This is a genomic window from Acidovorax sp., assembly GCF_046339755.1.
Taxonomy (GTDB): Bacteria; Pseudomonadota; Gammaproteobacteria; order Burkholderiales; family Burkholderiaceae_C; genus Acidovorax.
Genome location: NZ_JBKDTZ010000182.1, coordinates 1 through 11581, shown reverse-complemented (window position 1 = coordinate 11581; position 11581 = coordinate 1). Strand labels below are relative to the sequence as shown.

Annotated in this window: 10 protein-coding genes; 3 read left to right on the top strand and 7 right to left on the bottom strand. The window is 68.4% G+C overall.

The window, feature by feature from the left end; all coding sequences use genetic code 11:
• From ACK59X_RS14890 to apbC, 3 genes are all read right to left on the bottom strand, one after another.
• A partial coding sequence (locus ACK59X_RS14890) for an OFA family MFS transporter (RefSeq protein ID WP_409958273.1) occupies positions 1-1174 on the bottom strand: 1174 nt, incomplete at its 3' end.
• 240 nt (positions 1175-1414) lie between these two features.
• Complete coding sequence (locus ACK59X_RS14885; protein WP_409958271.1) at positions 1415-2359, bottom strand: LysR substrate-binding domain-containing protein; 945 nt, start codon at positions 2357-2359, stop codon at positions 1415-1417.
• Positions 2360-2411: 52 nt separating this feature from the next.
• Positions 2412-3503 (bottom strand): iron-sulfur cluster carrier protein ApbC, encoded by a 1092-nt coding sequence (apbC, locus tag ACK59X_RS14880; RefSeq protein WP_409958269.1) that lies wholly within the window; start codon positions 3501-3503, stop codon positions 2412-2414.
• A 109-nt stretch (positions 3504-3612) separates the two neighbouring features.
• On the opposite strand from apbC, the gene ACK59X_RS14875 reads away from it, so the two are divergent.
• Positions 3613-4188 (top strand): restriction endonuclease, encoded by a 576-nt coding sequence (locus ACK59X_RS14875; protein ID WP_409958267.1) that lies wholly within the window; start codon positions 3613-3615, stop codon positions 4186-4188.
• An 85-nt stretch (positions 4189-4273) separates the two neighbouring features.
• Positions 4274-5545 (top strand): patatin-like phospholipase family protein, encoded by a 1272-nt coding sequence (locus ACK59X_RS14870; protein WP_409958265.1) that lies wholly within the window; start codon positions 4274-4276, stop codon positions 5543-5545.
• On the opposite strand, the gene ACK59X_RS14865 is transcribed toward ACK59X_RS14870, so the two are convergent.
• Positions 5532-6668 carry an SMP-30/gluconolactonase/LRE family protein gene (locus ACK59X_RS14865; protein WP_409958263.1) on the bottom strand — a complete coding sequence of 379 codons (1137 nt, stop codon included), beginning with the start codon at positions 6666-6668 and terminating at the stop codon, positions 5532-5534. The genes ACK59X_RS14870 and ACK59X_RS14865 overlap by 14 nt on opposite strands.
• Before the next feature lie 111 nt (positions 6669-6779).
• Between ACK59X_RS14865 and metG the strand changes: the two genes are divergently transcribed.
• Positions 6780-8885 carry a methionine--tRNA ligase gene (gene metG / locus ACK59X_RS14860; protein WP_409958261.1) on the top strand — a complete coding sequence of 702 codons (2106 nt, stop codon included), beginning with the start codon at positions 6780-6782 and terminating at the stop codon, positions 8883-8885.
• A 3-nt stretch (positions 8886-8888) separates the two neighbouring features.
• Here the strand turns inward: metG and ACK59X_RS14855 are convergent, their stop codons facing one another.
• From ACK59X_RS14855 to ACK59X_RS14845, 3 genes are all read right to left on the bottom strand, one after another.
• Positions 8889-9530, bottom strand: coding sequence for a DUF2306 domain-containing protein (locus ACK59X_RS14855; RefSeq protein ID WP_409958259.1), 642 nt, complete (start codon positions 9528-9530; stop codon positions 8889-8891).
• Positions 9531-9590: 60 nt separating this feature from the next.
• The gene (locus tag ACK59X_RS14850; RefSeq protein ID WP_409958257.1) at positions 9591-11003 is read right to left on the bottom strand and encodes a sensor histidine kinase; all 1413 of its coding nucleotides are present in this window, start codon (positions 11001-11003) and stop codon (positions 9591-9593) included.
• Positions 11000-11581 (bottom strand): winged helix-turn-helix domain-containing protein (locus ACK59X_RS14845; protein WP_409958255.1); only part of this gene is annotated, 582 nt, incomplete at its 5' end. The genes ACK59X_RS14845 and ACK59X_RS14850, both read right to left, overlap by 4 nt.

Genomic DNA, 11581 nt, shown 5'->3' with positions numbered 1-11581 from the left:
GCTTGCTGCCCGCGCCGGCGGAGCTGGGGATGCTGGCGTACATCAGGCCGCCGAGCACGAAGAAGATCACGTAGGTCATCTTGCGGCCGAACTTGTCGGACAGGCTGGCCCAGAAGAAGCGGCCACCGATGTTGAACAGCGACAGCAGTGCGGTGAAGCCACCGGCCACGGCCGCGATGGCCGCCAGTTGGGTCTTGTCGAGCTCGCCGAACTTCTGCGGAACGCCGATCAGGCCGCCGCCGAAGACTTCCTGCAGCATGGGCGAGGCCATGCCGATCACGCCGATGCCGGCGCTCACGTTCATGCACAGCACGACCCAGATGAGCCAGAACTGGGGGATGCCCCAGACACGCTTCACGTGCACGTGGCGTTGCGTGATCATGGCATTGGCCGAGGGGGGTGGCGGCGTCCAGCCGGCAGGCTTCCAGCCCGTGGGCGGCACGCGGTAGCCCAGGGCACCGGCCATCATGAACACGAAATACACCAGCGCCATGACCACGAAGGTCTGCATCACGCCCACGTCGGTGGGGCTGGAGAAGTGCTTCATCAGGTCCACGGCCAGGGGCGAACCGATCATCGCGCCGCCGCCGAAGCCCATGATGGCCATGCCGGTGGCCATGCCGCGGCGGTCCGGGAACCACTTGATCAGCGTGGACACGGGGGAGATGTAACCGAGCCCCAGCCCGATGCCCCCGATGACGCCCGAGCCCAGGATCATGAGCCAGAACTGGTGCAGGTGGATGCCCAGCGCCGACAGCAGCATGCCGCCGCACCAGCACACGGCCGAGACCACACCGGCCTTGCGCGGGCCGGCACGCTCCAGCCAGCCGCCCCAGATGGCGGCCGAGCAGCCCAGGAAGACGAAGAACAGCGTGTACATCCACCCGAGCGTGGCCACACGCCAGTCGCAGCCGCTGGCGAACAGCTCGGCAAAGAAGCTCATGTCCTTGGCGCAGGCAGCCCCCGTGCCGGCCGTGGACAGCGCCTTGGACAGTGGCAGCCAGAACACCGAGAAGCCGTAGGCCATGCCGATGCACAGGTGGATGGCCAGGGCGGCCGGCGGCACCAGCCACCGGTTGAATCCCGGTGCGGCAATGATGCGTTCCTTGTCCAGAAACCCGGGGGATGGCATGGCCCCGGGCGCTGTCGCAGTGCCCGCTGTGGAAGCTGTCATGTGTTCTATCTCCTTGGATGGTGCGCAAGCGCTGTTGTTCTTGACCTCGGTCAATCGCGGTCGGGAGTGTCTGAACAGGAGGGGTGCAGCGTCAAATTGAATCGACACATGCTGCGATTCAACATTTGAATGATGCGAACACGAATCACGCGCAAAGCGGCCGTGGGCAAGCATGGTGCGGCGCACCATTGCAGCCCAGGGACGGGGCGGGAACCGGTGGAAGGCGCCCAGCGCCGGGGGCTAATCCTTCAATTCGCCACAGTGCTGCGCCACATGGTCGCGCCACTCGGGCAGGTCCAGCAGTTCGAGCGCGGCTTCGAGCGCCCGGGATACGCGCGGGCCGCGCTGCGTCATGAAGCCAATGGGGGTGCGCACCTCGGGCGAGACCAGGGGCAGCGCTTCCAGGCCGCGCTCGCTGCGCGCGGCCGCCACCATGGCGCCCGGCAGCACGCTGTAGACCTCGCCCGACAGGACGGACAGCACCAGCGTCAGCACCGAGTTGGTCTCGATGGCGGGGGGAATCGGGGCGCCCGCCTCGCGCAGGGCCTCGTCGATGATGAAGCGGTTGTGCATGTCCGGCGTGAGCAGGCACAGGGGCAACTGGCCGGCATCCTTCCAGCGCATGGGCGGGCCGATGCGCAGGCGGTCCGGGTCGGGCACGCGGGCGCGGCGCAGCAGGTAGTAATGCTCGTTGCATTGCGGCCAGGAGCGCAGGTTCACGCGCTTGGCCTGCATGCGCTCGCTGTAGCCCACGGCCAAGTCCAGGGACAGGTCTTCGAGCCGCTGCTCCAGCTCCTGCGAGCTCATGGACAGCACCACGGGCAGGATGCCCGGGTGCCGCGCCTGCAGCATGGCGGCAAAGCGCGACAGGATGGGCACCGCCGTGGGCGTGGATGCCATGCGCAGGCGGCCCTGCGGCGCGATCTCGGTGCTGCGCAGCTCCTGACGCAGCACCTCGTTGTCGCGCAGCATGCGCTGGGCGGTGGCCAGCACCGCCTCGCCCTCGTGGGTCAGACCCACATAGCTGCGCGCCCGTTGCACGATGACGACGCCGAACTCCTCCTCCAGCGCACGCAGGGCGTTCGAGAGGGCCGGCTGGGTGATGTGGCAGGCCTGCGCTGCGCGACCGAAGTGGCGGTGCTCGTCAAGCGAGACCAGGTAGCGCATGGCGGCCAGCAGGTTCATTGGCGCACCGCTCCTTCATCGCCCGGCTGCCGGGCCTTGCGCGGGCGCACGCTCACGTATCCTTGCTGACCGAGATGGTCGGGAACTTGGACGAGAAGTCCTTGGCCTGCTGGGCAATCTTGACGGCCACGGTGCGCGCCACCTTCTTGTAGATCTGCGCCACGTCGCCATCGGGGTCGGCCACCACGGTGGGCTTGCCGCTGTCGGCCTGCAGGCGGATCTGCATGTCCAGCGGCAGCGCGCCCAGGTAGTCCATCTGGTACTCGGCCGCCATCTTCTTGCCGCCGTCGGCGCCGAAGATGTGCTCCACATGGCCGCAGTTGCTGCATACATGCACGGCCATGTTCTCCACGATGCCCAGGATGGGCACGCCCACCTTCTCGAACATCTTGATGCCCTTCTTGGCATCGAGCAGCGCGATGTCCTGCGGCGTGGTCACGATCACCGAACCGGTCATGGGCACGCGCTGCGACAGCGTGAGCTGGATGTCGCCGGTGCCGGGGGGCATGTCGACGATCAGGTAGTCGAGGTCCTTCCAGTTGGTCTGGCGCAGCATCTGCTCCAGCGCCTGCGTGGCCATGGGGCCACGCCAGATCATGGCGTCATCCTGGTTCACCAGGAAGCCGATGGACATGACCTGCACGCCGTGGTTTTCCAGCGGCTCCATGGTCTTGCCGTCGGCACTCTCGGGGCGGCGGGCAATGCCCAGCATCATGGGCTGGCTGGGGCCGTAGATGTCGGCGTCGAGCACGCCCACGCGCGCACCCTCGGCCGCCAGGGCCAGGGCCAGGTTGGCGGCGGTGGTGCTCTTGCCCACGCCGCCCTTGCCCGAGGCCACGGCAATGATGTTCTTCACGCCCGGCAGCAGTTGCACGCCGCGCTGCACGGCATGGGCCGTGATCTTGGTGGTGATCTGCACGGCCACGTCTTCCACACCGGGCACACCTTTGGCAGCGGCCACCAGCAGGCGGCTGAGTTCGGCTTCCAGGCTCTTGGCCGGATAGCCCAGTTCCACGCCGAAGGACACCTTGCCACCGTCGATCTTCAGGTTGCGCAGCGCCTTCGTGCTCACGTAGTCCTTGCCCGTGTGCGGGTCTTGTACGCTGGAAAGTGCGGCCAGAAGGCCTTGTTCGGTGACTGCCATTCAATTAACTCCGGTAAGGCGGGTAGTCTATCCAACGGGCCCCGCCCCGCGTAAGTGCAGGACAATGCGCGTCTTCCACCCCCTGTCACAGACTCCGAAAGCTCCCCCCGTGAAATTCAAGATGGCCGAGAAATCCCTGTTCGCCGTGCTGCTGCGCTCGCCCTGGTGGGTCAGCTTCCTGGTGGTGGGGGTGATCGCACTGGCCGCCGGCGCCTTGCTGCCGCGCGAGTACGCCTATGTCGGCGCCGTGGGCACGCTGCCCATCTTCGTGGTGGGCTGCATCGCGGCCTGGCGCCAGCTCAGGGCCCCCAGCCCGGCCCGGGTCGAGGAAATGCTGGGCGCCGTCAACAGCATGCCCTGGCGCCAGTTCTGCGATGCACTGGAGGCCGCCTGGGTGCGCGACGGCTGCACGGTGGAAAAGCCCAAATCCGGCCCCGTGGACCTGCGCGTGGCCAAGAGCGGCCAGGCCACCCTGGTCAGCGCCAGGCGCTGGAAGGCCGCCACCCATGGCATCGAGCCGATCCGCGAACTGCATGCCGCCATGCAGGCCGAGGGTGCTGCCACGGGCATCTACGTGATGACGCAGGGCCAGCTCTCCGACAACGCCCGCCTGTTTGCGCGCGACAATGGCATCACCGTGTTGCAAGACCCCGGCGTGGCCAACCTGCTCCTGGCCAAAGCCTGAAGCCATCCGCCATGCGGGTTTCCCCAAGTGGCGGACCGCAGCCAACGCAGCACACTTGCCGTTGACCCCACCCACGCACGCGCCGATGCACCCACCCGACAGCCCTGCCCCGCCAGCCCCTCCCGCCACGGGCTTGCTGCTGACGGGCGGCGGAGCCCGGGCGGCCTACCAGGTGGGCGTGCTCGAAGCCATCGCCGACCTGCGCCAGGCCTGTGGCGCAGGCGACGAGCCCAACCCCTTTCCCATCATCACCGGCACCTCGGCCGGTGCCATCAATGCGGCGGCGCTGGCCTGCGGGGCCGACAACTTCGACCGGGCCGTGCGCCGCATCGCCCGCGTGTGGCGCGACTTCCATGCCCAGCAGGTGTACCGGGCCGACTCGCTGAGCGTGCTGCGCAGCGGCGCGCGCTGGCTGTCGCTGCTGTCGCTGGGCTGGGCCCTGGCGCGCTGGCGCCGCATGCGCCCGCGCTCGCTGCTAGACAACTCGCCGCTCGAAAAACTGCTGGTGCGGCTGGTACCGCTGGTGCGCCTGCCGCGCCTGCTGAAAAAGGGGCACCTCACGGCGCTGGCGGTCACGGCGTCGAGCTACAGCTCGGGCGAGCACGTGACCTTCTTCGAAACCAACGCCCCGCTGCAGCCCTGGGTGCGCTCGCAGCGCAAGGCGGCGCGCGACCGCATCACGCACGAGCACCTGCTCGCCTCCTCGGCGATTCCCTTCGTGTTCCCGGCCAAGCCCATCAGCATGGGCGACCACATGGAGTACTTCGGCGATGGCTCCATGCGCCAGTCGGCGCCCATCGCGCCGGCCATCCACCTCGGGGCCGAGCGCATCCTGGTGGTGGGCGCAGGCCGCATGCACGAGCCCAAGGGCGATGCCTCGGCCAACCCCACGCCGACCTACCCCTCGCTGGCGCAGATCGCAGGGCATGCGCTGTCCAACATCTTCCTCGACGCGCTCTCGGTCGACGTGGAGCGCGTGCAGCGCGTGAACCAGACGCTGTCGCTGATCCCGCCCGAGGTGCGCGCCAGGAGTGCCCTGCGCCCCATCGAACTGCTGGTGATCGCCCCCTCGCAGCGCCTGGACGCCGTGGCCGCCCGCCATGTGGGCAATCTGCCCACCCCCGTGCGCGCCATGCTGGGCGCCCTGGGCGTCACCTCCAACATGGCCGACGTGCGCGGCGCAGCCCTGGCCAGCTACCTGCTGTTCGAGTCGGGCTACACGCGCGAACTCATGGCCCTGGGCCGCGAGGACACGCTGGCCATGCGCACCGAGGTATGCCAATTCTTTGGCTGGACGGATACAGGCGCTGAAGTACAAACCCGCCTGCACACGGACAGCGAGCCTACGGCGCCTTGAGCACATCCTTGGGCAGCCAGCCCAGGCCGTGCGCATGCAGGCTCTGCACATACAGCCGGTCCGCCGTCTCGGTGATGGCCGTGGTCTCAGGGTAGGCGCCCGCCGGGTCCTGCAGATCGGCCACCACCTTTCCATCGTCGGTGAAGGCGATCACGTGGCCATAAGGTTTGGGAATGGGCCACAGTACGCGCGGCAGGCGCAAGGTCAGGCTGCGCAGCCAGAGCTTGCCGGCCATGTTGTCGATGGCGGCGCCGCGCGGCTTGGCAAAACCCATCCAGATGCGCCCGTCCTGCCCGCGCATGAGGTTGTCGGGGTAGCCGGGCAGGTTGTCGAGAAGGACTCGCGCCTGCGGGCCCGGCGGCGCGCTGCCGATGTCCAGATCCCTGGCGTCCACCGCGATCTTCCACACCCGGTACTTGCCTGTCTCGTTGACGAACAGGCTCTGCTCGTCCTGGCTCAGCGCCACGCCATTGGCGAAGCTGATGCCCCGGGCCACCACGCGCGTAACGCGGGTGGCGGGGTCGTATTCGAGCACGCGGCCGGTGCTGGCCTGCTCCAGGATGTCGAGCACGCTGGCCTCGAAGGTGCCGCCCCAGTCCTTGGGCGCAAACCGGGTGGAGGCATCGCTCAGGTACATCCTGCCGCTTTTTGCCACCACCACGCCATCGGCATAGCGGATGGGGTCATTGCCGACCTTGTCGGTGAGCAGGCTGACCTTGCCGTCGGGGCCGATGGACAGCAGGCCCTTGACCGCATCGGCCGCGATCAGGTTGCCTGCCGCGTCGAAGTCGAAGCCCAGCACGCGCCCGCCGGTGTTGGCGAACACCTGCTGGTCCGTTCCGTCGGGGTTCATGCGCAGGATATTGCCGCTCAGCACCGTGGTGTAGAGCTTGCTGTCCCGGCCCACGGCGATGTGCTCGGGGCCGATCTCGCCCTTCAGGTCGATCATGCGCAGCCCGGCCAGGCGCTGGTTGGGGGCATGCACGCCCTGGTAGCCGGGCGCGGGGGGTGCCGTCCAGACGACGGGTGCGATGGGCACCGGCCACCACGCCAGGTAGGCGGCCCCCGCCAGCACAGCGATCCCCAATCCCCCTGCCAGCCTGCCCCAGCGCATCTTGGCCATGCCTGTCTCCCCCTTTGTTCTTGAGCCGGGCATTGTGGCATCTGCCCCTGCCAGGCCCAAGGTGGTCCCGAGCGCCTAAAATCATGGGTTCCGCCCGAGAAAGTACGACCCATGACGTCATCCGCACGCAAGCTCTTCGTCACCACCGCCCTGCCCTATGCCAATGGCAACTTCCATATCGGCCACATCATGGAGTACATCCAGGCCGACATCTGGGTGCGGTTCCAGCGCATGCAGGGCAACGCGGTCAACTTCGTCGGTGCCGACGATACGCACGGGGCGCCGATCATGATCGCAGCCGAGAAGGCCGGCAAGACGCCCCAGCAGTTCGTGGCCGACATCGCGGCCGGCCGCAAGCAGTACCTCGATGGCTTTCACATCAGCTTCGACAACTGGCACAGCACCGACGGCCCGGAAAACCATGACCTGGCGCGCCAGATCTACCGCGACCTGCGCGATCGCGCCGACGGCTCGCTGATCGAGACCCGTACCATCGAGCAGTTCTTCGACCCCGAGAAGAACATGTTCCTGCCCGACCGCTTCATCAAGGGCGAATGCCCCAAGTGCCACGCCAAGGACCAGTACGGCGACAACTGCGAGGTCTGCGGCTCCGTCTACGCCCCTACCGACCTGATCAATCCGTTCTCGGCCCTCTCGGGCGTGAAGCCCGAGCTCAAGAGCTCGGAGCATTTCTTCTTCAAGCTCTCGGACCCGCGCTGCGTGGAGTTCCTGGAGCGCTGGACCCAGGACGGCAAGCTCCAGCCCGAGGTGGCCAACAAGATCAAGGAGTGGTTCACCGTGCGCACCAACCCGGACGGCACGACCAGCGAGGGCCTGGGCGACTGGGACATCTCGCGCGACGCGCCCTACTTCGGCATAGAGATCCCCGACGCACCGGGCAAGTACTTCTACGTCTGGCTCGATGCGCCCGTGGGCTACCTGGCCTCGCTGAAGAACTGGTTCGACAAGGGCGGCCCCAAGGAGAAGCATGGCGACACCCGCAGCTTCGACGAGTACATGGCCGCGCCCGACACCGAGCAGTACCACTTCATCGGCAAGGACATCGTGACCTTCCACACGCTGTTCTGGCCCGCCATGCTGCACTTTTCCGGCCGCAAGACGCCCGACAACGTGTTCGTGCACGGCTTTCTCACCGTGAACAACGGCGAGAAGATGAGCAAGAGCCGCGGCACCGGCCTCGATCCGCTCAAGTACCTGGGCCTGAACATGAACCCCGAGTGGCTGCGCTACTACCTGGCGGCCAAGCTGTCCAACCGCAACGAAGACATCGACTTCAACGCCGACGACTTCATGGCGCGCGTGAACAGCGACCTGATCGGCACGTTCGTCAATATCGCCAGCCGCGCGGCGGGCTTTCTGACCAAGCGCTTCGACGGCAAGCTCACCACGCAGTTCGGCACCGATGGCGCAGCCCTGCTGGCCGAGATCCGCGGCGCGGGCGATGCGCTGGCCCAGATGTACGAGGCGCGCGAGTTCGGCAAGGCCACGCGCGAGATCATGCTGCTGGCCGACCGGGTCAACGCCTACGTGGACCAGAACAAGCCCTGGGACCTGGCCAAGGACGCCGCCAACAACGAGGCCCTGCACCAGGTGTGCTCGGTGCTGATCAACGCCTTTGCCGTGCTCACGCGCTACCTGGCCCCGGTGCTGCCGGGCCTGGCCCGCGCGGTGGAAGCCTTTGTCGGCAGCGACATGCAGCGCTGGACCGTGGCCGGCGACGTGCAGGCCATCGCCCCCTACCAGCACCTGATGCAGCGCGTGGCGCCCGAGCAACTCGACGCGCTGTTCGAGGCCCCGGCACAACCGGAAGCTGCGGCACCTGAAGCGGCCGCACCCGGCGGTGAGGAACTGGCGCCGACCATCGGCATCGACGACTTCACCAAGATCGACCTGCGCATCGCGCTGATCGTGAACTGCGAGCCGGTGGAAGGCTCGACCAAGCTGCTGCGCCTGACGCTGGATGTGGGCGAAGGCCGCACGCGTAACGTGTTCAGCGGCATCGCCAGCGCCTACCAGCCGGCCGACCTGATCGGCAAGCACACGGTGATGGTGGCCAACCTGGCACCGCGCAAGATGAAGTTTGGCGTGTCCGAAGGCATGGTGCTGGCCGCCAGCCATGGCGACGAGAATGCCCAGCCCGGCATCTACGTGCTCAACCCCTGGCCGGGCGCCACGCCGGGCATGCGCGTGCGCTGAGCCTTACGGGAACTGCAGCGCTTGCGGGCGCTGCGTGCGGCCCTGGCGCCGCAGGTACCACTCGGCCACGAGCGCATTGGGCACCCAGCACAGCCAGGCGATGACGGGGTAGGACAGCTCTTCATCAATATCGGCCGCCATGCTGGCGCCCAGGTAGATGCGCAGCGTGATGGCGGCGGCCGTGAGCGCGAAGCTGCGCAGCATCCAGCGCCGGTGCTCGGCCAAGCGCCGCTGCAGGGCGCGCGCCAGGCCCATGCCCGTGGTCACCACCCACGCCAGGCCCAGCGCGAAGAAGCCGGCGGCGGCCACCGCGCCCGTCATGGCGTTCACGGCCAGCGGCAGCGACGACAGCCAGGCCACGGCAATCGACAGCACATAGGCACGGCCCACCCAGCTGTGCAGCGCCGGAAACCGCGCACGCCAGGCCGGCACGAACTGCAGCGGCCCGAGCACCAAAGCCAGCGAGGCGCTGACCGCATGCACAATGAACGGCCGGGGTGACAGTTCCAGGCTGGGCAAGTCCATGGGAAAAGGCATGCCGGGCAGCGCGTAGCGCAGCGAGACAGCGCCGATGGCCAGCGCCGACAGTGCCAGCAAGCCCCAGGACCAGGCCAGGGCGGGGGAAGCAAAAATGCGTGTTTTCATCGCAGGAACCTTGAGAAGATGGGTGTTCATCCACTTTAGGCAGCGCGACTCAGGCGGGGATTAGTACTGACTTACCGCTGAATGAGCAAGCAGGTGCACCCGCGCCACCAGGCCCGCCGCCCCGTCGTCCCTGGCCCGCAACTCCACCCGAAGTCCATGGCGCAGCGCCGCGGCCCGGGTAATGGCCAGGCCCAGGCCGCTGCCATCGGCCGCAGCTCCGGGCACGCGAAAGAAGCGGTCGAACACCCGCTCCATCAGCTCGTGTGGTATGCCAGGCCCGGTGTCGACGATGTCCACCGCCGGGCCGCCGGCCAGCAGGTGCAGGCGCACCTCGACGCTGCCGCCCTCGGGGGTGTATCGCAGCGCGTTGTCCAGCAGGTTGTCGAACACGCTGCGCAGATCGCTGGCCACGGCATTCACGCGCACGGCGCAGGCACCGCTGAAGCCCACCTCTATGCGCCGCTGGTCCGCCAGCGGCATGAGCTGGCCCACGCTCTCGCGCAGCAGGGCCGTGATGTCCACCGGCTCCGCGGGCGCCTGCACCGACGCCGGGGCTTCCTGGCGCGAGAGGCGCAGCAATTGGCCGATCAAGTGCCGGGCCCGGCGCATGCCGGCATCGAGCTGGGCGAATTGCTGCTGCGCATCGCCCGGGGGCAGCAGCGGCTGCAGGTTCTCCATCTGCAGCGCCATGGCCGCCATGGGCGTGCGCAGCTCGTGCGCGGCATCCTGCACGAAGCGGCGCTGGGCCGCAAAGGCCTCCTCCAGCCGCGCGAGCAGGGCATTGAACGAACCGACCAGCGGCACGATCTCTTCGGGCACACGGCCCATGGGTATGGCCCCCAGGCTGCGGTCGTTGCGCTCGGCCACCTCGTCGGCCACGGCGCGCAGCGAGCGCGACGCGCGGCCCACCACCCGCCACAGCGTGAACAGCAGCGCAGGCACCAGCAAGGCCAGGGGAACGATGGCGTACAGAGTGCGCACGGCCACCTCCTCCTGAAGGAACTGTTCGCTTTGCAGCACCTGCACGCGGTGCTGGTGCTGCCCACCCGGGGACGTGGTGTAGACGCGCCATCCAGGCGCCCAGGCATCACGGGTGCGCAGGCGCTGGTGGCCCGTTGCCGCCTGCAGGGGCACGCCGATCTCAGGGCCGGAGGTGGCGAGCAAACGGCCATCGGCCGACCAGACCTGCACGACGAAGGCACCCCATTCCACGATGTGGGTGCGGCTGAGCGGGGGCAGCAGCTCGACCGCATCGCCCTGACCGGCCGGACCGCCCGCCAGGTGGGAGCGCGCCAGTATCTCCATCTGGTACTGCATGAAGGTATGGATGAGCGCGCTGTAGCTGGCCCAGAAGGCCCCGCCCGCCACCACGGCACCCGCCAGCACCCAGGGGGCCAGCCAAAGCAGGATCTGCCCGCGCAGCGAGCGCGGGCGGTACCAGCGGGGCGCCGCCTCGGGCACTGCGCCCGTCATGGCGCCGCCACCCGCCAGCCCAGGCCGCGCACGTTGCGGATCGCCTCGGGCCCGAGCTTGCGGCGCATGCCGTGGATGAGCACGTCCACGGCATTGCTGCTGACCTCCTCGCCCCAGCCGTAGATGCGGTTCTCGAGCTGCTCGCGCGAGAGGATGGCCCCGGGCCGCTCCAGCAGCGCATGCAGCAGCGCGAATTCGCGTGCCGTGAGGGCGCCACGCACGCCATCCTGCAGCACCTCGCGCGTGGCCAGGTCCAGCTGCACGGCACCGTTGCCCAGCAGGGACTGGGCGGCCCCGCTGCGCCGGCGCACCACGGCGCGCATGCGCGCCAGCAACTCGGTCATCTCGAAAGGCTTGAGCAGGTAGTCGTCGGCCCCGATATCGAGCCCGAGCACCCGGTCCTCGACCCCATCGCGCGCCGTGAGCACCACCACCGGCGTGAGGTCGCCGCGCGAGAGCGCACCGCGCACCAGCACGGAGCACTCCAGCCCCCAACTCCCCGCCAACAGCACCACGAAGCAGAACTCGCCAGCGGCCAGCGCCATGTGCGCCCGCTCGCCAGGGCGCACCCAGTCCGC

What these genes read in the sequence shown, in the direction of transcription:
- ACK59X_RS14885 (WP_409958271.1), bottom strand. Translation starts at nt 2,359, where the DNA reads ATGAACCTGCTGGCCGCCATGCGCTACCTGGTCTCGCTTGACGAGCAC.
- apbC (WP_409958269.1), bottom strand. Translation starts at nt 3,503, where the DNA reads ATGGCAGTCACCGAACAAGGCCTTCTGGCCGCACTTTCCAGCGTACAA.
- ACK59X_RS14870 (WP_409958265.1), top strand. Translation starts at nt 4,274, where the DNA reads ATGCACCCACCCGACAGCCCTGCCCCGCCAGCCCCTCCCGCCACGGGC.
- ACK59X_RS14865 (WP_409958263.1), bottom strand. Translation starts at nt 6,668, where the DNA reads ATGGCCAAGATGCGCTGGGGCAGGCTGGCAGGGGGATTGGGGATCGCT.
- metG (WP_409958261.1), top strand. Translation starts at nt 6,780, where the DNA reads ATGACGTCATCCGCACGCAAGCTCTTCGTCACCACCGCCCTGCCCTAT.
- ACK59X_RS14855 (WP_409958259.1), bottom strand. Translation starts at nt 9,530, where the DNA reads ATGAAAACACGCATTTTTGCTTCCCCCGCCCTGGCCTGGTCCTGGGGC.
- ACK59X_RS14850 (WP_409958257.1), bottom strand. Translation starts at nt 11,003, where the DNA reads ATGACGGGCGCAGTGCCCGAGGCGGCGCCCCGCTGGTACCGCCCGCGC.